This is a genomic window from Actinokineospora lacus, from assembly GCF_053813445.1.
The window spans coordinates 131,945-157,003 of sequence record NZ_JBQERA010000012.1 but is presented as its reverse complement, the minus strand read 5'-3'; the positions used below and the strand labels follow the sequence as shown (position 1 = coordinate 157,003).

At 72.3% G+C, this 25,059-nt stretch carries 30 protein-coding genes; 22 read left to right on the top strand and 8 right to left on the bottom strand.

Going from position 1 to position 25,059, the window contains the following annotated elements:
• Window positions 1-25: 25 nt before the first annotated feature.
• The 9 genes from ACTG9Q_RS26705 (at window position 26) to mug (ending at window position 7,413) form a co-directional block, all read left to right on the top strand.
• Window positions 26-775: a helix-turn-helix transcriptional regulator gene (locus ACTG9Q_RS26705; RefSeq protein WP_455575666.1), complete on the top strand. Its 750-nt coding sequence runs from the start codon at window positions 26-28 to the stop codon at window positions 773-775.
• Window positions 772-2,214, top strand: a complete 1,443-nt coding sequence (sufB, locus tag ACTG9Q_RS26700; protein ID WP_455575665.1) for a Fe-S cluster assembly protein SufB — start codon at window positions 772-774, stop codon at window positions 2,212-2,214. The genes ACTG9Q_RS26705 and sufB overlap by 4 nt, the downstream gene beginning before the upstream one ends.
• Window positions 2,215-3,360 carry a Fe-S cluster assembly protein SufD gene (sufD, locus tag ACTG9Q_RS26695; protein WP_455575664.1) on the top strand — a complete coding sequence of 382 codons (1,146 nt, stop codon included), beginning with the start codon at window positions 2,215-2,217 and terminating at the stop codon, window positions 3,358-3,360.
• Window positions 3,357-3,677, top strand: coding sequence for a non-heme iron oxygenase ferredoxin subunit (locus ACTG9Q_RS26690; RefSeq protein ID WP_455575663.1), 321 nt, complete (start codon window positions 3,357-3,359; stop codon window positions 3,675-3,677). The genes sufD and ACTG9Q_RS26690 overlap by 4 nt, the downstream gene beginning before the upstream one ends.
• Before the next feature lie 18 nt (window positions 3,678-3,695).
• Complete coding sequence (gene sufC, locus ACTG9Q_RS26685; RefSeq protein ID WP_455575662.1) at window positions 3,696-4,469, top strand: Fe-S cluster assembly ATPase SufC; 774 nt, start codon at window positions 3,696-3,698, stop codon at window positions 4,467-4,469.
• A 34-nt stretch (window positions 4,470-4,503) separates the two neighbouring features.
• Complete coding sequence (locus tag ACTG9Q_RS26680; RefSeq protein WP_455575661.1) at window positions 4,504-5,808, top strand: cysteine desulfurase; 1,305 nt, start codon at window positions 4,504-4,506, stop codon at window positions 5,806-5,808.
• Window positions 5,808-6,245, top strand: coding sequence for a Fe-S cluster assembly sulfur transfer protein SufU (gene sufU / locus ACTG9Q_RS26675; protein ID WP_455575660.1), 438 nt, complete (start codon window positions 5,808-5,810; stop codon window positions 6,243-6,245). Before ACTG9Q_RS26680 ends, sufU begins: the two co-directional genes overlap by 1 nt.
• A gap of 4 nt (window positions 6,246-6,249) precedes the next feature.
• Window positions 6,250-6,681 carry a metal-sulfur cluster assembly factor gene (locus ACTG9Q_RS26670; protein WP_455575659.1) on the top strand — a complete coding sequence of 144 codons (432 nt, stop codon included), beginning with the start codon at window positions 6,250-6,252 and terminating at the stop codon, window positions 6,679-6,681.
• A gap of 189 nt (window positions 6,682-6,870) precedes the next feature.
• A complete protein-coding gene (gene mug, locus ACTG9Q_RS26665; protein ID WP_455575658.1) occupies window positions 6,871-7,413 on the top strand; it encodes a G/U mismatch-specific DNA glycosylase in 543 nt (180 codons plus the stop codon).
• A 62-nt stretch (window positions 7,414-7,475) separates the two neighbouring features.
• On the opposite strand, the gene ACTG9Q_RS26660 is transcribed toward mug, so the two are convergent.
• Both ACTG9Q_RS26660 and ACTG9Q_RS26655 read right to left on the bottom strand, forming a co-directional pair.
• Window positions 7,476-9,200 carry an EAL domain-containing protein gene (locus ACTG9Q_RS26660; protein WP_455575657.1) on the bottom strand — a complete coding sequence of 575 codons (1,725 nt, stop codon included), beginning with the start codon at window positions 9,198-9,200 and terminating at the stop codon, window positions 7,476-7,478.
• A gap of 171 nt (window positions 9,201-9,371) precedes the next feature.
• Window positions 9,372-10,565 carry a lycopene cyclase family protein gene (locus ACTG9Q_RS26655; protein WP_455575656.1) on the bottom strand — a complete coding sequence of 398 codons (1,194 nt, stop codon included), beginning with the start codon at window positions 10,563-10,565 and terminating at the stop codon, window positions 9,372-9,374.
• A gap of 3 nt (window positions 10,566-10,568) precedes the next feature.
• Between ACTG9Q_RS26655 and ACTG9Q_RS26650 the strand changes: the two genes are divergently transcribed.
• Both ACTG9Q_RS26650 and ACTG9Q_RS26645 read left to right on the top strand, forming a co-directional pair.
• On the top strand, window positions 10,569-12,110 hold the full coding sequence (locus tag ACTG9Q_RS26650; protein WP_455575655.1) for a deoxyguanosinetriphosphate triphosphohydrolase family protein: 1,542 nt from the start codon (window positions 10,569-10,571) through the stop codon (window positions 12,108-12,110).
• Between the two features lie 79 nt (window positions 12,111-12,189).
• The gene (locus ACTG9Q_RS26645; protein WP_455575654.1) at window positions 12,190-12,687 is read left to right on the top strand and encodes a gluconokinase; all 498 of its coding nucleotides are present in this window, start codon (window positions 12,190-12,192) and stop codon (window positions 12,685-12,687) included.
• A gap of 18 nt (window positions 12,688-12,705) precedes the next feature.
• Here ACTG9Q_RS26645 and ACTG9Q_RS26640 read toward each other — a convergent pair whose 3' ends face one another.
• Window positions 12,706-13,599, bottom strand: a complete 894-nt coding sequence (locus ACTG9Q_RS26640) for a hypothetical protein (protein WP_455575653.1) — start codon at window positions 13,597-13,599, stop codon at window positions 12,706-12,708.
• Complete coding sequence (locus ACTG9Q_RS26635) at window positions 13,596-13,925, bottom strand: PadR family transcriptional regulator (protein WP_455575652.1); 330 nt, start codon at window positions 13,923-13,925, stop codon at window positions 13,596-13,598. The genes ACTG9Q_RS26640 and ACTG9Q_RS26635 overlap by 4 nt, the downstream gene beginning before the upstream one ends.
• Before the next feature lie 100 nt (window positions 13,926-14,025).
• On the opposite strand from ACTG9Q_RS26635, the gene ACTG9Q_RS26630 reads away from it, so the two are divergent.
• From ACTG9Q_RS26630 to ACTG9Q_RS26615, 4 genes are all read left to right on the top strand, one after another.
• Window positions 14,026-14,517, top strand: a complete 492-nt coding sequence (locus ACTG9Q_RS26630) for an NADPH-dependent FMN reductase (protein ID WP_455575651.1) — start codon at window positions 14,026-14,028, stop codon at window positions 14,515-14,517.
• A 124-nt stretch (window positions 14,518-14,641) separates the two neighbouring features.
• The gene (locus ACTG9Q_RS26625) at window positions 14,642-15,049 is read left to right on the top strand and encodes a hypothetical protein (RefSeq protein ID WP_455575650.1); all 408 of its coding nucleotides are present in this window, start codon (window positions 14,642-14,644) and stop codon (window positions 15,047-15,049) included.
• Between the two features lie 64 nt (window positions 15,050-15,113).
• The gene (locus ACTG9Q_RS26620) at window positions 15,114-15,605 is read left to right on the top strand and encodes a hypothetical protein (protein WP_455575649.1); all 492 of its coding nucleotides are present in this window, start codon (window positions 15,114-15,116) and stop codon (window positions 15,603-15,605) included.
• A 22-nt stretch (window positions 15,606-15,627) separates the two neighbouring features.
• Window positions 15,628-15,798, top strand: a complete 171-nt coding sequence (locus ACTG9Q_RS26615) for a hypothetical protein (protein WP_455575648.1) — start codon at window positions 15,628-15,630, stop codon at window positions 15,796-15,798.
• Window positions 15,799-15,831: 33 nt separating this feature from the next.
• Here ACTG9Q_RS26615 and ACTG9Q_RS26610 read toward each other — a convergent pair whose 3' ends face one another.
• Window positions 15,832-16,575, bottom strand: coding sequence for a hypothetical protein (locus tag ACTG9Q_RS26610; RefSeq protein WP_455575647.1), 744 nt, complete (start codon window positions 16,573-16,575; stop codon window positions 15,832-15,834).
• A gap of 115 nt (window positions 16,576-16,690) precedes the next feature.
• Here ACTG9Q_RS26610 and ACTG9Q_RS26605 point away from each other — a divergent pair, with 115 nt between their 5' ends.
• The 3 genes from ACTG9Q_RS26605 (at window position 16,691) to ACTG9Q_RS26595 (ending at window position 20,222) form a co-directional block, all read left to right on the top strand.
• A complete protein-coding gene (locus tag ACTG9Q_RS26605; protein ID WP_455575646.1) occupies window positions 16,691-17,404 on the top strand; it encodes a maleylpyruvate isomerase family mycothiol-dependent enzyme in 714 nt (237 codons plus the stop codon).
• A gap of 232 nt (window positions 17,405-17,636) precedes the next feature.
• Window positions 17,637-19,298, top strand: a complete 1,662-nt coding sequence (locus tag ACTG9Q_RS26600) for a choice-of-anchor B family protein (RefSeq protein WP_455575645.1) — start codon at window positions 17,637-17,639, stop codon at window positions 19,296-19,298.
• Between the two features lie 60 nt (window positions 19,299-19,358).
• On the top strand, window positions 19,359-20,222 hold the full coding sequence (locus ACTG9Q_RS26595) for a hypothetical protein (protein WP_455575644.1): 864 nt from the start codon (window positions 19,359-19,361) through the stop codon (window positions 20,220-20,222).
• Here ACTG9Q_RS26595 and ACTG9Q_RS26590 read toward each other — a convergent pair.
• From ACTG9Q_RS26590 to surE, 3 genes are all read right to left on the bottom strand, one after another.
• Window positions 20,215-20,958 (bottom strand): GntR family transcriptional regulator, encoded by a 744-nt coding sequence (locus ACTG9Q_RS26590; RefSeq protein WP_455575643.1) that lies wholly within the window; start codon window positions 20,956-20,958, stop codon window positions 20,215-20,217. The two genes, ACTG9Q_RS26595 and ACTG9Q_RS26590, sit on opposite strands and share 8 nt — an antisense overlap.
• A gap of 66 nt (window positions 20,959-21,024) precedes the next feature.
• Window positions 21,025-22,254: an AGE family epimerase/isomerase gene (locus ACTG9Q_RS26585; RefSeq protein WP_455575642.1), complete on the bottom strand. Its 1,230-nt coding sequence runs from the start codon at window positions 22,252-22,254 to the stop codon at window positions 21,025-21,027.
• Window positions 22,255-22,278: 24 nt separating this feature from the next.
• Complete coding sequence (gene surE / locus ACTG9Q_RS26580) at window positions 22,279-23,040, bottom strand: 5'/3'-nucleotidase SurE (protein WP_455575641.1); 762 nt, start codon at window positions 23,038-23,040, stop codon at window positions 22,279-22,281.
• A gap of 190 nt (window positions 23,041-23,230) precedes the next feature.
• On the opposite strand from surE, the gene ACTG9Q_RS26575 reads away from it, so the two are divergent.
• The 4 genes from ACTG9Q_RS26575 to ACTG9Q_RS26560 all read left to right on the top strand — a co-directional run bounded on the left by ACTG9Q_RS26575 (window position 23,231) and on the right by ACTG9Q_RS26560 (window position 25,059).
• Entirely contained in the window at window positions 23,231-23,626 is a 396-nt protein-coding gene (locus ACTG9Q_RS26575) for a phage holin family protein (RefSeq protein WP_455575640.1), read from the top strand.
• Window positions 23,623-23,880 carry a DUF3618 domain-containing protein gene (locus ACTG9Q_RS26570; RefSeq protein ID WP_455575639.1) on the top strand — a complete coding sequence of 86 codons (258 nt, stop codon included), beginning with the start codon at window positions 23,623-23,625 and terminating at the stop codon, window positions 23,878-23,880. The genes ACTG9Q_RS26575 and ACTG9Q_RS26570 overlap by 4 nt, the downstream gene beginning before the upstream one ends.
• A 144-nt stretch (window positions 23,881-24,024) precedes the next feature.
• A complete protein-coding gene (locus ACTG9Q_RS26565) occupies window positions 24,025-24,441 on the top strand; it encodes a CBS domain-containing protein (RefSeq protein WP_455575638.1) in 417 nt (138 codons plus the stop codon).
• Window positions 24,442-24,453: 12 nt separating this feature from the next.
• Window positions 24,454-25,059: a flavodoxin family protein gene (locus ACTG9Q_RS26560; RefSeq protein ID WP_455575637.1), complete on the top strand. Its 606-nt coding sequence runs from the start codon at window positions 24,454-24,456 to the stop codon at window positions 25,057-25,059.

Genomic DNA, 25,059 nt, shown 5'->3' with positions numbered 1-25,059 from the left:
GCCGGAAATAAGACACACTTGTGTTGTGAAAAAGACCGCCCCCGCGCCGCGGACCCCTGACGGGGCTCCCGCGCAGCACGCGGACGGGCGCACTCGCCAGAGTGTCGCCCGCCTGCTGCTGGAGCAGGGGCCGATCACGGCGGCCGCGATCGCCGAGGCGCTGGGGCTGAGCCCGGCCGCCGTCCGCAGGCACCTGGACGCACTGGTCACCGATGGCGAGGCGGGCACGCGTGACGCCCCCCGCCGCGGAGACCGGGGCCGCGGACGGCCCGCCAAGCTCTTCCTGCTCTCCGAGGCGGGCCGCGCCCGCTTCGGCCACGCCTATGACGATCTCGCCATCGCCGCCCTGCGCTTCCTCGCCGAGAGCGGCGGGGAGCAGGCGGTGCGGGCGTTCGCGGAGCGCCGGGTGGCCACCTTGGTCGATCGCCACCGCGACGCGGTGACCAGCCCGGCTGACCCCGGGGCGAGGGCCAAGGCCCTGGCCACCGCGCTGACGCGGGAGGGCTACGCTGCCTCGACCCGCACCGTCGGCGCGGGGGAGCAGCTGTGTCAGCACCACTGCCCGGTGGCGCACGTCGCCGCCGAGTTCCCCGAGCTGTGCGAGGTGGAGACAGCGGCCTTCGCGGCGCTGTTGGGCACCCACGTGCAGCGGCTGGCGACCATCGCCAACGGGGACGCCGTGTGCACAACACATGTGCCCCTGGCCAAAGTCGCCCCGGCCACCGCGCCCCAGGCGACCGCACCACCGGTTCCTGATGGAGGGAAGTCCGAATGACTGCCGCTGCCGAGCAGCGCACCACCACGCCGCTGTCCCAGGAAGAGACCATTGCCACGCTCGGGCGATACGAGTACGGCTGGTCCGACGCCGACACCGCGGGGGCCACGGCACAGCGTGGCCTGTCCGAGGCCGTCGTGCGGGACATCTCTTCCAAGAAGAGCGAGCCTGAGTGGATGCTGGAGTCCCGACTCAAGGCACTCCGCCTCTTTGACCGCAAGCCCATGCCCTCCTGGGGCGCGGACCTGTCGGGCATCGACTTCGACAACATCAAGTACTTCGTGCGCTCCACGGAGAAGCAGGCCCAGTCGTGGGAGGACCTGCCCGAGGAGATCAAGAACACCTACGACCGCCTGGGCATCCCCGAGGCCGAGAAGGCCCGCCTGGTCTCCGGTGTCGCCGCCCAGTACGAGTCCGAAGTGGTCTATCACAAGATCAACGAGGAGCTTGAGAAGCAGGGTGTCATCTTCCTCGACACCGACACCGCGCTGCGCGAGCACCCCGAGCTGTTCGAGGAGTACTACGGCTCGGTCATCCCGCACGGGGACAACAAGTTCTCCGCGCTGAACGGCTCCGTGTGGTCGGGCGGGTCGTTCATCTACGTGCCGAAGGGCGTGCACGTGGAGATCCCGCTGCAGGCCTACTTCCGGATCAACACCGAGAACATGGGCCAGTTCGAGCGGACCCTGATCATCGTCGACGAGGGCGCCTACGTGCACTACGTCGAGGGCTGCACCGCGCCGATCTACTCCTCGGACTCGCTGCACTCGGCGGTCGTGGAGATCGTGGTGAAGAAGGGCGGCCGCTGCCGCTACACCACCATCCAGAACTGGTCGAACAACGTCTACAACCTGGTCACCAAGCGGGCCAAGGCCGAGGCGGGCGCGACCATGGAGTGGATCGACGGCAACATCGGCTCCAAGGTCACCATGAAGTACCCGGCCGTGTTCCTCATGGGCGAGCACGCCAAGGGCGAGGTCCTCTCGATCGCGTTCGCGGGCGAGGGCCAGCACCAGGACGCGGGCGCGAAGATGGTCCACATGGCCCCGCACACCTCCTCGACCATCGTGTCGAAGTCGGTGGCGCGCGGCGGCGGGCGCACCTCCTACCGCGGGCTGGTCCAGGTCAACAAGCGGGCGCACCACTCCCGGTCCACGGTGAAGTGCGACGCGCTGCTGGTCGACCAGATCAGCCGCTCGGACACCTACCCGTACGTCGACATCCGCGAGGACGACGTGCAGATGGGCCACGAGGCCACCGTCTCCAAGGTCAGCGACGACCAGCTGTTCTACCTGATGTCGCGCGGCCTGACTGAGGACGAGGCCATGGCGATGGTCGTGCGCGGGTTCGTCGAGCCCATCGCGCGCGAGCTGCCCATGGAGTACGCGCTGGAACTGAACCGACTGATCGAGCTGCAGATGGAAGGAGCGGTCGGCTAAATGACCGTCTCTGTTGACCGCCCGGTGACGCCGAAGTCGTCGCGGGCCGACTGGTTCACCTCCTACGACGTCGCGGCCTTCGAGGTCCCCGGCGGGCGCGAGGAGATCTGGCGGTTCACGCCGATGAAGCGGCTCGCGGGCCTGCACACCGGCGCGGCGGCCTCGGGCACGGCCTCGGTCGCGGTCGAGGCCGCGCCCGAGGTCACGGTGGAGACCGTCGAGCGCTCCGACGCGCGGCTCGGGTCGGCGGGCACCCCCGCCGACCGGGTCGCCGCGCAGGCGTACTCGGCCTTCACCGAGGCCACCGTGCTCACGGTGCCGAAGGAGACGCGGGCGTCCGCGCCGACCATGGTCACCGTCACCGGGCCGGGCGCCGGTTCCGTCGCCTACGGGCACATCCAGGTGCGCGCCGAGCTGTTCGCCGAGGCCATCGTGGTCATCGACCACCGCGGCTCCGGGGTCTACGCCGACAACGTCGAGCTGGTGCTGGCCGACGGCGCGAAGCTGACCGTGGTGTCCATCCAGGACTGGGCCGACGACGCGGTGCACGTCTCGGCGCACCACGCCACGATCGGCCGCGACGCGCTGCTCAAGCACATCGTGGTCAGCCTCGGCGGCGACGTCGTGCGGATCTCGCCCACCGCGGCCTTCGCCGGTCCCGGCGGCGAGGTCGACATGACCGGGCTGTACTTCGCGGGCGCGGGCCAGCACCTCGAACACCGCACCTTCGTCGACCACACGCAGCCCAACTGCACCTCCAACGTCGTCTACAAGGGCGCGCTGCAGGGCGAGGACTCGCACACCGTGTGGATCGGCGACGTGCTGATCCGCGCGGCGGCCGAGGGCACCCAGACCTACGAGCTCAACCGCAACCTCGTGCTCACCGACGGGGCGCGCGCGGACTCGGTGCCGAACCTGGAGATCGAGACCGGCGAGATCGCGGGCGCCGGGCACGCGTCGGCGACCGGGCGCTTCGACGACGAGCAGCTGTTCTACCTGCAGGCCCGCGGCATCCCCGAGGACCAGGCCCGCAGGCTGGTGGTGCGCGGGTTCTTCCACGAGCTGCTGATGAAGATCGCCGTCCCGTCGGTGCGCGAGCGCCTCGAGGCGGCGATCGAGGCCGAACTCGCGGCAGTCGGCGGATGAGCGGCACGCGGGTCTGCGCCCTGTCGGACCTGGACGACGGCAAGCCGTTCGCCGTCCAGGTCGACGACATCGCCGTGGTGCTGGTGCGCCAGGGCGACGAGGTGCACGCGCTGCGCGATGAGTGCTCCCACGCCGAACTCGCGCTGTCGGAGGGCGAGATGACCGGCAAGGGCATCGAGTGCTGGCTGCACGGGTCGTGCTTCGACCTGCGCACCGGCAGGCCCTCCTCCCCACCGGCGACCGAACCCGTCGACGTCTACGCCGTCACCGTCGAGGCGGGCGACGTGCGCGTCGACACCACCACCACGCTGAACTGACTTTGGAGTAGAACCGCAATGTCCACGCTGGAGATCAAGGACCTGCACGTCTCGGTGGCCACCGACGAGGGTCCCAAGGAGATCCTCAAGGGCGTCGACCTGACCGTGAAGTCCGGCGAGACGCACGCGATCATGGGCCCCAACGGCTCGGGCAAGTCGACCCTGAGCTACGCCGTCGCCGGGCACCCGAAGTACGACGTCACCTCGGGGTCGGTCACCCTCGACGGGGTCGACGTGCTGGCGATGAGCGTGGACGAGCGCGCCAGGGCGGGCCTGTTCCTGGCCATGCAGTACCCGGTCGAGGTCCCCGGCGTGTCCATGTCGAACTTCCTGCGCACCGCGGTCACCGCGGTCCGCGGCGAGGCGCCGAAGCTGCGGACCTGGGTCAAGGAGGTCAAGTCGGCGATGGGCGAGCTGGAGATCGATCCGGCCTTCGCCGAGCGCAGCGTCAACGAGGGCTTCTCCGGCGGTGAGAAGAAGCGCCACGAGATCCTGCAGCTGGCGCTGCTGCGGCCGAAGATCGCCATTCTCGACGAGACCGACTCCGGCCTCGACGTCGACGCGCTGCGCGTGGTGTCCGACGGCGTGAACCGCTTCCGCGAGTCCGGCGAGTCCGGTGTGCTGCTGATCACCCACTACACCCGCATCCTGCGCCACATCACCCCCGACTTCGTGCACGTCTTCGCCGGTGGCCGCATCGTCGAGTCCGGCGGCAAGGAACTGGCCGACGTGCTGGAGTCCGAGGGCTACGTGAAGTACGCGGGCAAGACGGAAGCGAACAGCGCGTCCTGACGTTGTACTGAGCCGTATGGAGGTGCTTCCGGTGATGAGTCTTTCCGACAGTGCGGTGACCGCCCCGCTCGACGTCGCCGCGCTGCGCGCCGACTTCCCGATCCTGCGCCGCACCGTCCGCGACGGCAAGCGGCTGGTGTACCTGGACTCCGGGGCCACCTCGCAGCGCCCGCGCCAGGTGCTCGACGCCGAGCGCGACTTCCTCGAGCGGCACAACGCCGCCGTGCACCGCGGCGCGCACCAGCTCGCCGAGGAGGCCACCGACGCCTACGAGGCGGCGCGGGCGCGCATCGCCGCGTTCGTCGGCGCCGCCCCGGACGAGGTGGTGTTCACCAAGAACGCGACCGAGGGCATCAACCTGGTCGCCTACGCGATGGCCAACGCGGCCACCGCGGGCCCGGAGTCGGCCCGGTTCGTGCTCGGCCCCGGCGACGAGATCGTGGTCACCGAGATGGAGCACCACGCGAACCTGGTGCCCTGGCAGCAGCTCGCGCACCGCAGCGGGGCCACCCTGCGCTGGTTCGGGTTCACCGGCGACGGGCGCCTCGACCTGTCCGACATGGACACCCTGGTCACCGGGCGCACCAAGGTCGTGGCGTTCACCCACCAGTCCAACGTGTTCGGCACGGTGACCCCGGTCGCCGCGATCGTGGCCCGCGCCCGCGAGGTCGGCGCGCTGACCGTGCTCGACGCGTGCCAGTCGGTGCCGCACTCGCCGGTCGACTTCACCGCGCTGGGCGTGGACTTCGCGGTGTTCTCCGGGCACAAGATGCTCGGACCCTCCGGTGTCGGCGTGCTCTACGGGCGGCGCGAGCTGCTCGCGGCGATGCCACCGTTCCTGACCGGCGGGTCGATGATCGAGACGGTGGAGATGGCCAAGTCCACCTTCGCCCCGCCGCCGCAGCGCTTCGAGGCGGGCGTGCCGATGACCTCGCAGGCCGTCGGTCTCGGCGCTGCCGTGGACTACCTGAACGCGGTGGGGATGGACCGGGTCGCCGAGCACGAGCACGCGCTGACGGTGGCCGCGCTCGCCGGGCTCGCCGAGATCCCCGGCGTCCGGCTGCTCGGCCCGGTGCTCGACGCCTCGGGCGCGGTGGCCGATCGCGGCGGCGCGGTGTCGTTCGTCATCGACGGCGTGCACCCGCACGACGCCGGGCAGGTGCTCGACGACGAGGGCGTGGCCGTGCGGGTGGGGCACCACTGCGCGTGGCCGCTGCACCGGCACCTGGGCGTGCCCGCGAGCATCAGGGCCAGCTTCTACCTGTACAACGACCTCGACGACGTCGCCGCCCTCCTCGACGGGGTGCGGACGGCGCAGAAGTTCTTCGGGGTGGCGTGATGCAGCTGCAGCAGATGTACCAGGAGATCATCCTGGACCACTACAAGAACCCGCACGGGCGTGGATTGCGCGAGCCGTACGACGCCGAGTCCTTCCAGGTCAACCCGACCTGTGGGGACGAGGTGACGTTGCGGGTGCGGGTGTCCGACGGCGTTGTCGAGGACGTGTCCTACGACGGGCAGGGCTGTTCGATCAGCCAGGCATCCACGTCGGTGCTCACCGATCTGGTGGTGGGCCGCGATGTGACGTCCGCGATGTCCAAGATGGACGCTTTTGTCGAACTGATGCAGGGGCGCGGCCGGATCGAGCCGGACGAGGACGTGCTGGAGGACGGCATCGCCTTCGCGGGTGTGGCGAAGTACCCTGCCCGCGTGAAGTGCGCCCTGCTTGGCTGGATGGCGTTCAAGGACGCGCTGGCCCGCACCGGAGGAGCCTGAAGACATGACCGACGAGACAGCCGACACGGCAGGCACTGTCGACACCGATGAGGCGGTCGGCACCGTCGAGCGCGGCGCCGCGGCCCTGCCCGAGGCCGCCCCCCGGGCCGACCTGCCCACGCTGGACGACCTGGAGGAGGCCATGCGCGACGTGGTCGACCCCGAGTTGGGGATCAACGTGGTGGACCTCGGCCTGGTGTACGACATCCGGGTCGAGGACGACAGGACCGCCATCGTCGACATGACCCTGACCTCGGCGGCCTGCCCGCTGACCGACGTCATCGAGGACCAGACCCGCGCGGCGCTGACCGGCGGCGCCGGGGGCGGGCTGGTGTCGGACTTCCGGATCAACTGGGTGTGGATGCCGCCGTGGGGTCCGGAGAAGATCACCGATGACGGCCGCGAGCAGTTGCGCGCGCTCGGTTTCACCGTCTGACTCGCTGAGGACCCGTCCCGCCGGGGACGGGTTCTTTTTACGATCTGCTTTCAGCTATCTGGATAATGCGAGAAGGGTTGCGGCGGCCCGCTGATCTGCTGGGGCTCGAAAAGGGTGCGGTGAGGTCGGTCGGCCGGAGGCGGCAAGCCTGCGGTGGCACGAGTGATCAGCTTCTGCTGGGGTGGGGGTGTGCCCCGCCCCACCCGCGCCGATCTGGACGCCGCGCGCGACCGGACCGTCCACGATGTCATCGCGCCCGGTCTGTCCGTGCTGTTCTGTGGGATCAACCCCAGCCTGTACTCCGCGGCCACCGGCCACCACTTCGCCCGGCCGGGCAACCGCTTCTGGCCCGCCCTGCACCTGTCCGGCTTCACCCCGCGCCTGCTGCTGCCGGACGAGGAGTCCCTCCTTCCCGGCTTCGGCATGGGCGTGACCAACCTCGTCGCCCGGGCGACCGCGCGGGCCGACGAGCTCACCCCGGCCGAACTGGTCGAGGGCGGCGCCCTCCTGCGCGCGCGGGTGGCGCGGTACCGGCCGAAGGTGGTGGCCGTCGTCGGGGTGACGGCCTACCGGGTGGCGTTCGGGATCGCCGAGGCCAAGGTGGGCGCGCGGGAGGAGCGGGTGGCCGATGCCGCGGTGTGGGTGCTGCCCAACCCCAGCGGCCTCAACGCGCACTACCAACTCCCCGACATCGCCGCGGAATTCGCCGCGCTGCGCCGCGCCGTGTCCTGATCCCTGCCCGAGATCGGTTCGGCGGGCGACGCCGGTCGAGCCGGAGTCCACGCTGCTGTGTGTTAGCCCGCGTGGGCGGGGGAGCGGTTCACCGGCGCTGGGGCGCGACCGCTGTCCGGGGCGCGGCCGCGGAGGACCTCGACGCGGTCGCTGCCCGCGCGGGTGAGGACCCAGCTGGAGCCGGGCACGGCTTTGGCGCGCTGCTTCAGCGGGGCCAGCTGCCGAGACGCCTCGCGGTAGGAGGAGATGGCGCCCACGCCGCACACCAGTGAGGCCAGGGACACCGTCACCACCATTCCCTCGGTCGACCACGGCCGGTCCACGACGCGGGCGGCCAGGGCGGCGATCTCGTCCACCTCGGCGACCACCAGGAAGTCGTCGCCGCCGACGTGGCCGACGCGCACGCCGGGCAGTTCCGCCTGGGCCCGGGACAGCTCGCGGCCGATGGCGCGGATGAGGTCGTCGCCCGCGGCGAAGCCCACGGTGTCGTTGACGGCCTTGAACCCGTCGACGTCGAGCCAGGCGGCGACGAACATCTGGCCGCGCCGGACGCGGCGGTCGATCTCGCGGTCGACGACGTCGCTGCCGGGCAGGCGGGTCAGGGGGTTCAGGGCGGCCGCCTGCTCGACGCGGACGGCGGCCACCGCGCGCACGACCTCGCCGAGACGGACGACGCCCTGGCACACGCCGCGCGCGTCGACCACCACGATGTCCTCTGTGGAGCGATCCCAGTCGGTGTCGTCGACGGCCTCCAGCAACTGCAGGCCGGTGGCGTCGACACCGACCACGCGCGGGGTCTCGCCGTGGCGCGCCGCGGGGCGCTTGGCGTTGAGGGCGTGGCCGTACGGACCGGTGACGGCGAGCAGGAACCGGCTGCGGGTCAGCGTCGCGCGCGGTTTGCCCAGGGGGTCGACCAGGACGACGCCGTTGACGCCGGGGTTGTCGGCGAAGCGCTCCCGGGCGGCCTCGGCGGTGGCGTCCTCGGGCAGCGTGGACGCCGGGCGCAGGAAGTCGGCGACCATCGGGACGCCGGCGCCCTCGCTGGTCGTGGTGGCGTTCAGCTCGATGATCTCGGCCACCGGCCGGGACAGCGCCGCGGCGACCGCGCCGCCGCGCGAGGCGGAGGCCAGCAGGTTGCCCTGGGCCAGCCGCACCCCCGCCCGGTTGAGGCACAGCAGCTGGTCCTCGTTGTCCACGCCGACCGCGGCCAGCCGCACGTCCACCCTGGCGCAGTACTGGGCCAGGAACTCCACCACGGCCAGGCACGCCTCGTCGTCGGGAAGCCCGCCGATGAGCTCGGTGTCGAGCTTGACGAGGTCGGGGCGGACGTCGGTGAGCAGGGTCAGCGGCAGGTCGCCGTCGCCGACGCCGTCGAAGGCGACGCGGTAGCCCTGCTCGCGCAGGCCCGCGATGCCGCGCACCAGCGCGGCCCGGTGCACCCGGCTGAACGGCGGGGTGATCTCCAGGACCACGTCGTGGGGGTGGCGCCCGCAGCGGGCCAGCGCCGCGCGCAGGAAGCGGGCCAGCTCGTCCGGGCGGGTCGCGGTGGCGGCGAGGATGTTGACGTGCACCGGCACCGCGGCGTTGTGCCCGCTGCTCGCCAACAGCGCGCCACTGGCCAGGGAAATGTCGGTGTCGGTGAGCCTGCCCGCTTTTCCCGCCTGGCGCAGTAAGTCGTATACGGTGCCGTCCTTGGGGCGGGCCAGCGCCTCCACCGCGACGATCTCGCCGGTGCGGGTGCTGAGCAATGGCTGGAACGCGTAGCTGACGTCCGGCACCACGGTCACCTCGCCAGTGTGCCTGTGGGACAGGGCTTTGTGGCCTCCTGTCACTGGTTGTTCACTCAGCTGTGGTCCGGCTCACGACCCGCGGTCGGCACCCGGACACCGGTTGGCCGAACCCATTCCACGTATGGCGGAATGAATGTCACGCAATGGGGAATAATCGCGCGTGAAAACCTACCGAAACACCGCCAATTTGCGGCGAATTCCCCACGGTGCGGCGGCGAAAAGGCCCGCCATCGCCGTCGCGGTGCCCGCCAGGTCCGCCCGGCCGGTGAGGAACGCGCGCTGGCGCTCCTGCGGCTGGTCGAAGAACCGCGCGAAGAACTCCGGCACCTCGGCAGGCGGCAGCGCCAACAGCGCCCGCAACCCGTGCCCGCGCAACGCGTGCACCACCCGCGCCGGACGCGGCCACACCGCCGCCCGCGCCGCGGCCACCGCGGCGGCAGGCCCCTCGGGCAGGGCCTCGGCGATCGCCGAGGCGACGGCGGGCGCGGCGGCCAGCGCGTCGCCGACGCTGTAGCCCGTCGCCGGGTGGACCATCGCCGCGGCCGAGCCGAAGGCCACCGCCCCCATGCCAGTGCCCGTGCGGATGGGCAGGTCCAGCGGGAACCGCACCCGCTCGGTCGGGGCGTCGGCGGGCACGGGAACCCCGGCGCGGGCCAGCCTGCGGGTCAGCCGCTCGCGCAGCGGCTCCGCGGGCGCGCCCGGCCGGGCGGCCAGCGAGGTCTCCTCCAGCAGCGTGCGCCCGTCGGGCAGCGGCACGGCGTAGAGAAAAGTGGCCAGCCCGTCGGCGGTGTCCCAGTCGTCCATGAACACCGCCGAGCCCGCAGGCACCAGCGCGGTGGCGTCGGGCACGACCACCCCGACCGCGGACTGCTCCGCCCGAGCGCCCGCCGGGCGCCCGCCGCTGAGCACGCGGCGGTGCCCGGTCGCGTCCACCACCACCGCGGCGGCGATCGCCCCGCCGGAGCCCAGGTGGACGGTCGCGCCGCGGGCGCCGTAGCTCGCGCCGATGACCTTGTCCCGCACCACCGGCGTCGTCCCCGCGACGTGAGCGGCCACCGCGGCGGCGTTGTCGAGGACGGCGTACTCCCGCCCGAGCGCCCGCCCACCGGCCCGCACCGCGCTCACCACGCGCGTACCCGGCGGCAACGGCGCCTGGTCGGCCCACATGCCGTACGTCGGCCACCAGGGCGCGTCCGGGCACGGGGCGACGACCGTCACGGCCAGCCCGCGCCGCGTGCACGCCTCGGCCAGCGCCCAGCCCGCGGGTCCGCTGCCCGCGACGATCACGTCCACAGCCGCCACACCGACGATCCCACCACGCCGCGCCCCGCCGATCGAGCCCGACGCGGGTAATAGGCTCACCGCATGTCCGACCATGACCGCACCGGGCGGCGCGACCCGGGGCCCGCCCCGGGCGACCTCGCCGCCACGCCGTTCCGCGGCGACCGGGACCGGCTCGTCGCCTCGCCGTTCTTCGCCCGCCTCGGCGGGGTCACGCAGGTGGTCACCGCGGGCGGGTCCGGCCTCCTGCACAACCGGCTCACCCACAGCCTCAAGGTCGCCCAGATCGCCCGCGCGATCGCCGAGCGCGTCAACGCCGACCCCGAGACCGCGCCGCTGCTGGAGGACCTCGGCGGCTGCGACCCCGACGTCGTCGAGGCCGCCGCCGTCGCCCACGACCTGGGCCACCCGCCGTTCGGCCACCTCGGCGAGCAGGTGCTCGACCGGCTCGCCCGGGACCGCTTCGGCCTGGCCGACGGGTTCGAGGGCAACGCGCAGAGCTTCCGGATCATCACCACCACCGACACCCGCGGGCCGCGCGCGGCCGGGCTGGACCTGACCGCGGCCGTGCGCGCCGCGGTGCTCAAGTACCCGTGGACCCGGTTCTCCCACCCCAGCCCGCACCCGAGCACGATGGCCGACCCGCCGCGCGGGGCGGCGGAGCCGCCCGAGGCGCCGGGCACCGGGTCGGCGAAGTTCTCCGCCTACGTCACCGAGCTGGACGACCTGCTCGACTGCCGCGCGCCGTTCGCGGGCCGGATCGCCGACTGGCAGCAGAGCGTGGAGTCCTCGGTGATGGACAACGCCGACGACATCGCCTACGCCATCCACGACCTGGAGGACTTCCACCGCATCGGCGTCCTGCAGCACGCCCCGGTCTCCGCCGAGCTGGGCCGCTGGGAGCGCGGGCGCGCGGAGTTCGCCGCGCTGTCGGACACCGACCTGGCCGCCGACCGCCGCAGGCCCGGCCGCTCCATCGAGGCCCTGCGCCGCCGCCTGCACCTGCGCGACGCCTGGATGGTCGACGACGACGCCTTCGCCGCCGCGGTCACCCGCGTGCGCGAGGACCTGGTCGACGCCCTGCTCGCCGTCCCCTTCGACGGCTCGGTCGCCGCCGAGCAGGCCTTCGGCGCGTTCTCCACCGGCTGGACCCGGCGCCTGGTCGCGGGCATCCACGTCGTCGCCGACCCGCCGACCCGCTCCGGCCACGTCCTGCTGGCGTGCGAGCAGTGGCACGAGGTGCAGGTCCTCAAGTTCGTCCACCGCCGCTTCGTCCTGCTGCGCCCGGACCTGGCCCTGCACCAGCGCGGCCAGGCCCGGCTGCTGTCCTCCCTGGTGGAGGCCCTCGACCAGTGGCTGGCCGACCCGTTCGAGGCCGACCGCCTGCCGCGCCGCCTGTACGACCTGGTGGAGCTGGCCCACGCCGAGTACACCGGGCTCGCCGCCGACTACCCGCAAACCCTGACCGGGCCCCGCGGCGACCTCGACGTCAGCGTCCCCGCGCTCGCCCGCGGCCGGGCCGTGATCGACTTCGTGGCGTCGCTGACCGACGGCCAGAGCGTGTCCCTTTTGGACGCGCTCAGCGGCAGGGAGGGCCGGTTCTGGTCGGACGCGCTCGTCCTGTGACCGCCGCTCTCCGCGGCGTTTGATTAAGTCCGGCTTTTGGGCTTGACTCCGGTCAGGCATTCGGAACTCTGGAGGGTGAATGACGGTCGTGGTGGTCGTGATGGGCGTGTCCGGTTCAGGCAAGACGACGGTCGGGACCGCGCTGGCCACGGCCTTGGACGTCCCCTACGCCGAGGCCGACGAGTTCCACCCGCAGGCCAACATCGACAAGATGACCTCGGGCATCCCGCTCACCGACGCCGACCGCGAGCCCTGGCTGCTGGCGATAGCGGCGTGGATCGGCGAGCACGCCGAGACCGGCGGCGTGGTCACCTGCTCCGCCCTCAAGCGCGACTACCGCGACCTGCTGCGCTCCGGCGGCCCCGCCTGGTTCCTGCACCTGCACGGCACCCAGGAGGTCATCGCCGAGCGGATGTCCGGCCGCAGCGGCCATTTCATGCCCCCGTCCCTGCTGGACTCGCAGTTCGCCGACCTCCAGCCACTGACCCCCGACGAGCCGGGCCACACCGCCGACGTCACCCACCACGTGGACCGCATCGTCACCGACACCGTCGCCGCCCTGGGCATCGCCCCCTGACCGCCGCCCCTCGTTGGCTCAGTTGACCGCCGTCGCTCTTGGCGCGCGTGCCGCGGTCCAGGCCGGGGAACTGGTCACCAGTGCCAGGCAGGCGGCGGCGGTGACCAGTGTCCAGCGTGGCCACGGGGGGATTCCGGGTATCGCGGCCAGCAGGACGGCGTACGGCAGCATCGCCGCCGCGCACAGTGCCGCCGCGACTGTCCACACGCGACTGACGCGCAGTGCTGCCACCGTGAGGAGGGCGGCGGGGGCGACGACCAGTGGTTCGATCCGCAGCAGCACCAAGAGCGCGCCCGTCAGTGCGGCGCCCGCGCCCGCCCACAGCCAGCGGAAGTCGGGCCGGGTGCGGACATCGGCGGTGAAGGCCAGGGACAGGAACACCGCCGTGGCGACAGCGGGCAGTACGAACGCGACGGTCAGCGCGGGGGCCCACGGCGCGCCACCCGGCCCGAAGGACAGGACCACCGCGACCAGACCGGGCAGTGCGGGCACGGCGGCGAGGATCTTGGCCTCCAGCCACGCCCCCCGCACCAGGGCGATCAGCGCGGCGGCCGAGGCGGCGTGCACGAGTGTCCACAGTGACATGAACGGTGCGATCCCCATGGCCGACACCACCGACGCCGCGGCCATCACGATCCCGGTGAGCAGGCCGAACAGCCCGGCCAGGCGCACCGACGCGCCGAGTTCACCCGTGCCGGAGCGGCCCGCCAGCCGGGTCCGCGCCGCCAGCGCCAGGGTCGCGCCCGCCTCGGCCCAGCCCGGCCAGCCGTGCTCGGCGTCGAGGTCGGCGTCGGCGTGCCCGGCCCGGCCGTCGAGGAAGCTGGCGACCATCTCCTCCTCGCGCTCGGCGCGGTACCAGCGGGGCAGCACCCTGAGCAGGGCGCGGTAGCGGTGTTCCAGCCGGGTGCTCACCGGGCCTCCCTGGCGCGCAGGACGGCGCTGGCGGCGCGGACGTTGGCGCGCAGCCGGGCCACCTCGGCGGCCAGCGCGCGCACCCCCGCGTCGGTCAGCCGGTAGTACCGGCGCAGCCTGCCCTGGTGGACCTCCTCGCGGTCCCGCTCGGCCAGCCCGTCGGCGACCAGGCGGTCGAGCACCCCGTACAGGGTGCCGACGCGCAAGCTCATCCGGCCCTCCGACAGCGTCTCCACGGCCTGCACCACCGCGTAGCCGTGCAGCGGTTCCCCGGCCAGCGCGGTCAGCACCAGGAACGCCTGTTCCGACATGCTCCGAACACTCATGCCGCCGAATATATCGGCCAACAGAATATATCGCCAGACTCATGTCGGTGCGGTGTCAGCGGGATCGGCCAGGCTGGCCGTGATCCGACGGAGGTCGAAGATGGCCTACATCCCCATCCTGTCCGCCAGCCCGTCCCCGACCGCGCCCACCGCGGTCTTCGCCGAGCACGCCGCCGCGCGCCTCGCCCGGCGGGGCCACGCGTCCGCCGTCATCGGCGTGCGCGACCTGCCCACGACAGCGCTGCTCCGCGCCGACGCCGCCGACCCCGCGATCGCCGCGGTGCTCAGGTCGGTGGGCCGCGCGGAGGCCCTGATCCTCCTCGCCCCGGTGGCGCGGGCGTCGACCAGCGGGCTGCTCAAGAGTCTGGTGGACCTGCTGCCGGGGCTCGCGGGCGTGCCCGCCCTGCCGGTGGCCACCGGCTCCTTCGCCGCGCACGCCAGGGTCCTCGACCACGCCATCCGGCCCGCCCTGGCGGCACTGGGCGCGCACGTCCTGCCGACGCTGTTCCTGTCCGAGCACCAGGCCGTCCTCGAACCCCTGCACGCCGCCCTCACCGCCGTCGCCGCCGCGATCCCGGTGCGCGCCGCGTAAATCGCGCCCCTGGTTCAGCACCGACCTGATGACCATTGGCCCCGACCTGCCCGGCGAACCGGCGACCACGGTGACCCCGGTCATGCTCGCCCTGGGCTGAGGTCCGGCCGGCTAGGCTGATCACATGTCGACATGGGCGGACCTCGCCGAGTACGTGCGCGAGGAATACGAAGTGCTCTCCGAGTCCGAGGACGAGATCCGGATTCTGTTCGATTTCGAGCACTACGACGAGGAGGACGAGCGCACCCAGGTCGTCATCCTGGTGCGCGAGGTCCTGGACGAGAAGCACGAGTGGGTGCAGATCGCCACCCCCATCGGGGAGGCCGCCAAGGCCGACCTGCTCGCGCTGCTGACCGAGGTGGGCCACTCCACCATCGCCTGCGGCGCGGCGATCATGGGCGAGCACGTCGTCCTGCGCCATTCCCTGCCGCTGGCCACCCTGGACATCCACGAGTTCACCGAGCCCCTCGCCCTGCTCGCGGGAACGGGCGACCAGCTGGAGGAGATGTTCTTCGGCGGGGACAAGTACTGACGACACCGGAACCAGGCCCGCGCCCGTGGCGTCCCAGGGCGGAAACTCGTGGAGGGGGACTTCGATGACCTACGGCCAGGACCAGTCCGGCGGCTACCCGAACTCGCCGTACCAGGGCCTGTCGACACCGGCGGGCGGGCAGCAGTACGGCCAGTACCCGCCGTCGGCCCCGATCCCGGCGCAGACCCCGGCGCGGACCCCGAAACCGGGCCGCGGCCCGGTCGTGGTCCTCGTGGTGCTGCTGGTGCTCGCCGTCATCGGAACTGGGACATTCGTCACCCTCTGGATGATGGAGCGCGGCGAGCACACCACCACGCAGGAGGCCCTCGCCGAGCGGGAGCGCTCACTGAGCGCCAGCCAGCAGAAGGTCGGCGAAACAGAGGACCAGCTGGCCAAGGCCGAGGAAGACCGCAGGGTCGCCGAGACCAAGGTCGGCGAGCTGACCAAGTGCAGGCAGGCGGGCAAGGACCTCCTGGAGTCCCTCGACGGCGGCGACACCCCGGCGAACCGCGAGAAGACCACCGACGCCCTGGACCGGATGGATTCCTTCTGCTGACCCCCTGGCAAGATCAGGGCACATGACCGCCAGCCGCGAACCCCAGCAGCTACCGTCAGCCGAACCCCCGACCGTCCGCCTCCGGATCGTGCCCGCCCTCCCGCCCGAGGTCCCCCAGGTCCGGCAGAAGAGCACCATGCGCCGCATCGCCCGCAAGATCCTCGGTCCGAACCTGCTGACCAAGAGAGACTGACCAAGAGACCGACCCGGAGGCGGTGCGGCGGGGTCAGCTCAGGCCGATTCCCAAGGCCAGCGCCTCGGTGCTGACCCGCTTCATCTCCGCCTCGTGGGCGAGCGGGTCGGGAACCGGGGACGCGGTGTCCGACTCGGCGACGACGACCTCGCGCCCGTCCACCGTGGCGGCGAAGCCCCCGCGGCTGAGGCGGGGCAGGCCGGGGACCGTGGCCACCTGGTCCCGCAGCAGGTCGTTCACGCTGCCGGTGCCATCGGCGCTCACCAGGTCCCCCAGGCGGGCCGCGTCCTCCGCGGTGCGCATCCGCACGACGGCGACCGAGGTGAAGACCGTCCGCCCGTCCCACGTCGCGGTCGTGAACAGCGCCCGGGTCAGCTGGGCGCACGGGGTCTCGGTGAGGAACTTCCTGGTCTCGCCGTAGGCGTGCGTGGCGCAGTCGCTGTCCAGGGCCGCCTCGGCGGTCTCCGGCGCCCGGGCGAACTCGAACTCCGGGGCGGGCGCGGGCGGCGGGGCGGGCGCGGGCGACTCGCTCTCGACCTGCCACCACACCAGGCCCGCCACCGCGAGCAGCACGACCAGCGCGGCGGCGCCCAGCACGGGACCCCGGACCCGGCGCGGCTTGCGGGGTTCGGCGACCGGGGGCGTGCGCAGGGCGGCGGGCAGTTCCTCCGGCAGCGAGCTGAGGATCAGCGCTCCAGGTTCACTGGGCCGCGGCGGGAACTTGGGAGGTTCACTGGGCCGAGGCGGGAACTTGGGCACCACGGGGGATTCCGACACGGGTCCCTACCGTAGCCGTTCACCCATTCGAGTGGCCACCGCCTCGGACCAGGCACGATGAAGATCACCTCCGGCGGGCTGTGGGGATCGGCGCCGCGGCGATAGGTTGGGCGCCATGGACAACGCCGCCGCGTTCGCCGCGCAGAACCGCTCGTTCGCCGACATCCTCGCGGCGGCCGACCTGGACACCGCGGTGCCCGCCTGTCCGGGCTGGACGTTGCGCGACCTGCTCACCCACGTCGGCCGCGGCGACCGCTGGGCGGCCACCATCGTGGCCACCCGCGCCGAGGCGCCGGTCGACCCCCGCACGGTCGCCGACGGCAAGCCGCCCGCCGACGGGGCGCTCGACTGGCTCACCGCGGGGCCGCGGCTCCTGCTCGACGCCGTCGCCGCCGACCCGGACGCCCCGGTGTGGACGTTCACCGGCCCCAAGCCCGCCCAGTGGTGGGTGCGCAGGCGCCTGCACGAGGTGCTGGTGCACCGGGCCGACGCGCTGATCGCGCTCGGCGAGCCGGTCGAGGTGGACCCGGCGCTGGCCGCGGACGGGGTGTCCGAGTGGCTCTCGCTGATCAACGGCGTCGGCGCGCCCGCCCTCGACGAGGGCGCCACCCTGCACCTGCACGCCACCGACGCGGCGGGGGAGTGGACGCTGCGCCGCGAGGGCGACCGCGTGGTCTGGGAGGACGGCCACGCCAAGGCCACCGCGGCCGTGCGCGGCCCGGCGATGGACCTCCTGCTGGTGCTGCTGCGCCGCCTGCCCGCCGAGCGGGTCGAGGTATTCGGCGAGCCCGCCGTCCTGGCTGATTTTCTCGCCAGGACGCCGTTCTAGGCAATTCACCGTATTGCGGTCCCAGGTTATATCGATGGCAACTGGGAATAACTCGCGCCGATACCGGCGGATTACCCCCTCTTCGTCGGTGTCGACGCGCTGAACAGCGCCTTTACACTTCGCGCAGTGGTCGCGCGAAGGCGATCACCCCTGCCCGGAGTCCCTGCGACTGGGCGATGTGGTGCCCGTGGGTTACCGCCGCGCCCGGTTGACTCCACCGAGAGGTCCCCACATGAAATACCTGCGATCAGCGGGATTGGCGGTCATGGCCGCCGCGGCGGTGGCGCTGTCCCTGACCCCAGCGGCCGCCCACGACCCGAACACCCCCGAGGGCGTCGCGGCCATGCAGAAGTTCATGGCCGACCACCAGCCCGCCGACCGGCGCGCCCCGCTGGTCGGCACGGCCGCGGGCGTCCCGTGCGTCAACGGCAAGGCGGACAAGTACCCCTGCAAGAACGTCGACCTGCTCAGCGTCCTGCCCCTGGCCAGCATGGGCGGCGGCAACGGCAACGACATCTGGGGCTGGACCGACCCGCAGACGAACAAGGAGTACGCGGTCGTCGGCCGCACCAACGGCACCTCGTTCGTGGACATCAGCACCCCGACCTCCCCGCGCTACCTGGGCAACCTGCCGTCCAACGGCGGCAGCAGCACCTGGCGCGACATGAAGGTCTACAAGGACCACGCCTTCATCGTCGCCGACCTGATCTCCGGGCACGGCATGCAGGTCTTCGACCTGACCCGGCTGCGCACGGTGACCACGCCGCAGACCTTCAGGGCCGACACCATGTACACCCGGTTCGGCCCGGCGCACAACATCGCGATCAACGAGGCGACCGGCTACGCCTACGCCATCGGCTCCAACACCTGCGGCGGCGGCCCGCACATGGTCGACATCCGCACGCCGAAGTCGCCGGTGTACGCCGGGTGCGTCAGCCAGGACGGCTACACCCACGACACCCAGTGCGTCATCTACAGCGGCCCCGACGCCGACTACCGCGGCCGGGAGCTGTGCTTCAACTCCAATGAGGACACCCTCACCATCGTCGACGTCACCACCAAGTCGAACCCGGTGCAGATCGCGCGCAAGGGCTACAGCGGCGCGCAGTACTCCCACCAGGGCTGGCTGACCGAGAACCAGCGCTACTTCCTGCTCGACGACGAGCTGGACGAGCAGCGCAGCGGGGTGAACACCAAGACCTACATCTGGGACCTGGCCAACCTCGACAGCCCGCAGCACATCGGCACCTACACCTCGCCGGTCAAGGCCATCGACCACAACCTCTACGTCAAGGGCAACTACGCCTACCAGGCCAACTACCGGGCCGGGCTGCGCATCCTCGACCTGGCCAACGTCGGCTCGGCGCAGCTGAGCGAGGTCGGCTACTTCGACATCTACGAGTCCTCCGACGGCGCGCAGTTCAACGGCGCGTGGAGCACCTACCCGTACTTCCCCAGCGGTGTCGTGGTGGTCAACGGCATCGAGCAGGGCCTCGTCGTCGTCCAGCCGAACCTCGGCGGCGGCCCCGGCCCCGATCCCGAGCCGGGTGGCAAGTTCGAGAACGCGAACAACGTCACCATCCCCGACGCCGGTTCGGCGATCACCAGCAGCGTCACGGTGAGCGGGGTGGCGGGCAACGCGCCGTCGACCCTGTCGGTCGGCGTGGACATCAAGCACACCTACCGCGGTGACCTGGTCATCGACCTGGTCGCGCCGGACGGCACCGCCTACCGGCTGAAGAACTCCAGCTCCAGCGACTCCGCCGACAACGTGATCGCCACCTACACGGTGAACGCGTCCACCGAGGTGGCCAACGGCGCCTGGAAGCTCCAGGTCCGCGACGTCTACCAGAGCGACACCGGCTACATCGACGCGTGGCACCTGCAGTTCTGAACGGCGTGACCGGGCCCGGGGCGCCTGCGTGCCCCGGGCCCTTCGCGGAGAGGAATTCCCATGCGCGCCCTGCGTGTGTATGAGTGGGTCGCGGTCGCCATCGCGGCCGTGGTGGCACTCGGCCTGCTGCTGGTGATCGTGCTGACGCCCAGCGCCCCCGCGCACACCATGCCGATGGCGGTCGTCCCCGCCGCGCACAGCGACGGGCTGTCCGACGCCGAGAACGGCTACCGCTTCGACCCGGTGACCATCCCCGCCGAGCGCGGCGCGGACCTGCCGGTCGCGTTCCGGATCGTCGGCCCGGACGGGGAGGCGGTCACCGACTTCCAGCCCAACCAGACCAAGAAGGTGCACTTCTTCGTGGTGCGCGACGACATGTTCGTCTTCGGCCACGTCCACCCGGAGCTGTCCGGGGACACCTGGCGCACCGCCGTCGACCTGCCCGACGGCGGCGCCTACCGGATGTTCGCCGAGTTCATCCCGTTCGACTCCGCCGATCCCGCGCACCCGATCGTCCTGGGCCTGCCGTTCGCCATCCCCGGCGACACCGCGCTGAACGCGCTCCCGGCGCCCGCCGAATCCGCCGACACCGGCACCGGCTACACGGTGACGAGGCTGGACGGGACCAAGGAACTGCCGGTCCGCCGGCCCACTGTGCTCCGCCTCGCCATCCGGGACGCGGCGGGGACCCCGGTGCGGCAGGTGGCCCCGCACCTGGGGGCCAGCGGGCACATGACCGGGTTCCACACCCTGCTGCTCTCGGCCACCCACCTGCACCCGGTGGAACCCGCGGGGACGCCGCTGATCGACGGGGAGCTGACCTTCCGGGCCGCGTTCGCCGAGCGCGGCGAGTACCGGCTGTTCCTGGAGTTCAACGTGGGCGGGACCGTGCACACGGCGGCGATGACGGTGATGGTCACCTAGGCGTGATGCGGTAGGTGGTCTCGGCGGTCAGGGCGAAGCGGTCGCCGCGGACCAGGGTGTGGCGCCATTCCACCGCCCGCTCGCCCGCGTGGCCGAGGCGGTGGATGGACAGCGCGGCCTGCTCGGGTGTGGTGCGCAGCCGCGCGCGCTCACCGGCGGTCGGGAGGACGGCGCGGATGGTCTCCTCGCCGCGGTCCAGGCGCACCCCGGTGCGCTCGGCCAGCACGCTGTAGAGGCTGGTCCGGGTGAAGTCGGCGCCGAGGATCGGTTCGGCGACCTCGGCGGGCAGCCAGACCCGGTCGATCGCCAGCGGCTCGTCGCCCGCGAACCGGGTCCGCTCGATGTGGACCAGCGGGGTGGAGCCCTCCAGGCCCAGTCGGTCGGCCACCACGGCGTCGGCGCGGATGCCGAGGGTGTGCACGGAGCTGCGCTGCGGGAGGCCGCGGGCCTCCACCGAGGAGAACAGGCTGTAGAGGACGCCCAGGGGCTGCTCGATGTCGGCCGCAGGGGAGACCCGGGGCTGGCGGCCGCGTTCGGCGGTGACCATGCCGTCGGCGCGGAGTTTGCGCAGGGCCTGGCGGACGGTGTGGCGGCTGACGCCGTAGTCCTCGACCAGGGCGAGTTCACCGGGGAAGCCCGCGGCGAAGTCGCCGGTGCGCAGGCGCTCCAGCAGGTCGTCCTGGAGTTGCCGCCAGAGCGGTCGCGCGTGCGCGCGGTCGAGGGGTCGTGCCGCCATGGGTGGTCCTCCCGGTGGGAGTCTCCCACCTGGGCTGGGGCGGTGATGGCGTTTGTGGGGTTCCTATCAGCGGTTCCGCGTGGCCTGGTGCACGGCGACCGCCGGGGCCGGGCTCAGGGCGAGGATGGGGAACAGGGTGGCCTGGTAGGCGTGGTAGGTGTCCGGTTTGCCCGCCCACGTGGTGGCGGCCGGTGTGCCGTCCGGGGTCAGTTCGTGGTGCCAGTTGCCGCGTTCGGCGTCGATGTGGTGGTTTCGCGCGTAGTCCCAGAAGCGGGTGTACCAGGTGGCGTAGGCGGGGTCCCCGGTCTGGGCGCGCAGGGCCCAGGCGGCCAGGATGGCCTCGGCCACCACCCAGTGCATGCGGGCCGAGACCACGGGGCGGTCCTGCCAGTCCAGGGTGTAGACGAAGCCGGGGTTGCCGTCGGTGGCCCAGCCGCGGGTGATCGCCGAGTCGAACAGCGCGCGGGCGTCGGTGAGCAGCCAGGGCGGGGCGTCCGCGCCCAGGGTGGCGTTCAGGTGCAGGAGCAGGCGCGACCATTCCAGCCAGTGGCCGATGGTGCCGCCGTAGGGGCGGAACGGGTGGTCGGGCTGGTCCCGGTTGTAGTCCAGGTCCACCTCCCACCCCGCGGTGAAGTGCTCGGGCAGGCGCCAGTCGTGGGCCGCGGCGACCTGGTGGACCACGCGGTCGGCGATGCGCAGGGCGCGCTCGTGCAGGGTCCGGTCGCCGGTGACGTCGCCTGCCGCCAGGTAGGCCTCGACCAGGTGCATGTTGCTGTTGACGCCCCGGTATGGCTCGGTCGCCGTCCAGGCGGCGTCCCAGGTCTCGCGGGCCATGCCCGCGTCGTCGTCCCAGAAGTGGCGGTCGAGGACGTGCAGGGCCTCGCTCAGCAGGTCGGCCCCGCCCGGACGGCCTGCTGACGCCGCGGCGGCGCCCGCCAGGACAACGAAGGCGTGGGCGTAGCCGTCCTTGACGGTGTTCTCCGTGTTGGTGAACCAGCCGCCGTGCTCGGCGTCGCGCAGGGGTCCGGTGAGCAGGGCGGCCACGCCGTGGTCGACCAGGTCGCAAGCGTTCACGCCGGGGCCGACCGCCTCGCCGAGGCCGTCGGCCAAGGCGAAGACGTGGGTCATCCGGCAGGTGATCCAGGTGGCCACGGGCTGGCCGGGCTGCGGAGCGCCGCCCGCGTCCAGCCAGGCGAAGCCGCCGGGCACCTGCGAACCCGCGGCGAAGGCGGCCAGGGCCCGCCGCTGGGTCGCCAACCAGGCGTGATGGGTCGGGGAATCCGGCTCGGTCGTCACGGCCCGACCCTAGGACTAAATCGGTTAAGCGGTCAATGTGCCCTGCACCCGGTCGTCCACCCCGACCGAACGCAGGGCGGTGAGGGTGACGTGGCCCCGGTAGAGCAGGGCGGCGTCGGAGTCGGGCTCGGGGGGATCGTTCCCGATCACCGACCCGACCTCGATGGCGCCGTCCTCGGTCCGCTCGACGCGGGCGCGCACCGAGCCGAACGGGGCCAGGTGCGCCCAGCGGAGGGCGAGGAGGTCGGCGGGCGCCCGGTCCGGGACGTTGACGTTCAGCACGGTGTCGGGGGGCGCCTCCGCCAGGGACCCCAGCAGGTCGGCGACAACCCGCGCCGCGGTGTCCCAGTGCAGCTCGTCGACCGGTTCCAGGGCGACGTCCAGGGAGACCGCCATGGCCCGCGTGCCGTTGATGCCCGCGGTGAGGGCGGCGCCGACGGTGCCCGAGTGCAGCACCGCCCGGCCGACGTTGGCGCCGCGGTTGATGCCGGAGAGCAGCAGGTCGGGGACCGGGCCGAAGGCGCCGTGGCAGGCCGCGAGCGCGATCAGGCCGGGATGGGCGTCGACACCGAAGGCGGTCACGTCGGGCAGCCCGGGCAGCGTGCGTTCCTTCATGATCACGCGCCGGTCCTGGGCGGACGCGGTGAGGCCCGCCGAGGTGCCACTGGACTCCGACAGCGGCGCGGCCACCACCGTCTGGAATCCCGCGGCGACCGCCGTGGCGGCCAGCGCGGCCAGACCGGGGGAGTCGATGCCGTCGTCGTTGGTGATCACGACCGTCGTCATACCCCTGTTCCTACCCCGAACCCACGCCCGTCAACCCTTTGTCCAGTGTGGACAAACCTTTTGACCCTGTGCTTTCGGTCCGGTGCTTTCGGCCTGTGCTGAGGACGGGGCGACCTCTGGCGCGCGTCGGCCGCGCGACCACCGCCGACGCTGCCTGCTTGACCCTCGCCCGAACGGGGTAGTCACAGGTATGAACGCACCGACCGAACCCACCACAGCTGAACTCATCAGCCGGGTCGGCGACCAGGTCAGCAGGCTGGTCCGCGACGAGCTGGCCCTGGCCAAGACCGAACTGCGCCAGAAGGGCAAGCGCCTGGGCACCGGCGTGGCGCTGGGCGGCGCGGCCGGGGTGCTGGCCTGGTTCGGGCTCGCCGCCCTGCTCGTCGCCGCGGGAGCCGCGCTCGCCCTGGTGCTGCCGGTGTGGGCGGCGGCGCTGATCGTGGCGGGCGCGCTGCTGCTGACCGCGGGCGTGCTGGCCGCCGTCGGCGTCGGCGACGTCCGCAAGGGCAGCCCGCCGGTTCCGGAAGAAGCCATCGAGAGCACGCGGCGCGACGTCGCCGCCGTCAAGGAAGGGGCACACCGGTGACCCGTGAGGAGAAGGCCCTGCGCGAGGACATCGCGCACACCCGCGCCGAGCTGGCCGACACCGTCGAGGCGCTGGTCGCCAAGACCGACGTGCGCGGGCGGGCCTCGGCGAAGGCGGGGCAGCTGCGGGAGCGCGCCACCGTCGCGGGCAGGCGCACCGCGGAGGCGGTCAAGCGCGACCCGGTGCCGGTCGCCGTGGCCGCCGTGCTCGGCGCGGGCGCCATCGGAGCGCTGGCCCGCGGCCTGACGGTCTGAGCCCCCGATGATCTGCGGCGCCGGGTGCTGCGGCGACCCATTCCGGCACCCGGCGAAGTCCAGTCCGATGTGGACCGGGTTTGCCCGGCCGGTGCGCGGGTAGTCAGGGAAGTAGTCAGGGAAATCGCCTGGAAAGGAGAGGGCATGACCACGGCACGAGAACTGATGACGCCCGACCCGGTATGCGTGGACAGCTCCAGCACCATCCGCGAGGCCGCGCGGAAGATGGCGTCCTCCTCGGTGGGCTCCCTGCCGATCTGCGGGGAGGACGGCAAGCTCAAGGGCATGATCACCGACCGCGACATCGTGGTGAAGGTGCTGGCCGAGGGCAAGGACCCGATGGCCGTCCACGTCGGTGAACTCGCCCAGGGCGAGGCCGTGACCGTCGGCGCGGACGACGACGCCGAGACCGTCCTGCGCACGATGGCCTCCCACGACGTGCGCCGCCTGCCGGTGATCGACGGCCACACCCTGGTCGGCATCATCGCCCAGGCCGACGTCGCCCGGGCCCTGCCCAAGCAGACCGTGGGCGCGCTGCTCGCCGACATCTCCAGCGACTGAGGGGACTGACCGGTGCGCGCCGTCGTGCTGAACTGCTCGTTGAAAAGTTCGTCGTCGGAGCCGTCCAACACCCAGCTGTTGACGGACGTGGTGCTCAGCGCCCTCGGTGAGCGGGGCTGCGCGACGACGGTGCACCGGCTGGCCGACCTGTCGATACCGCCGGGTGTGGTCACCGAGGCGGGGTCGGGCGACGAGTGGCCGCGGGTCCACGAGGACCTGCTCGCCGCCGAAATCCTGATCTTCGCCTCGCCCACCTGGGTGGGCAGGCCGTCGTCACTTGCCCAGCGGGCGCTGGAGCGCATGGACGCGATGATCTCCGAGACCGCGGACGACGGGTCCCCGGTGGCGTACAACCGGGTGGCGGGGGTGGTGGTCACCGGCAACGAGGACGGCGCCCACCACGTGATCAGCGAGATCAGCGGAGCGCTCGTCGACATCGGGTACACGATCCCGGGCCAGGCGTGGACGTACTGGAACATGGGTCCCGGGCCGGGACCGTCCTACAGCGACACCGACCACGGACACGAGTGGTCGGAGAAGACCGCGCGGTCGATGGCCCACAACCTGTACTCGGTCGCCGAGGCACTGCGCCGCAACCCGATCCCATCGAATCAGTGA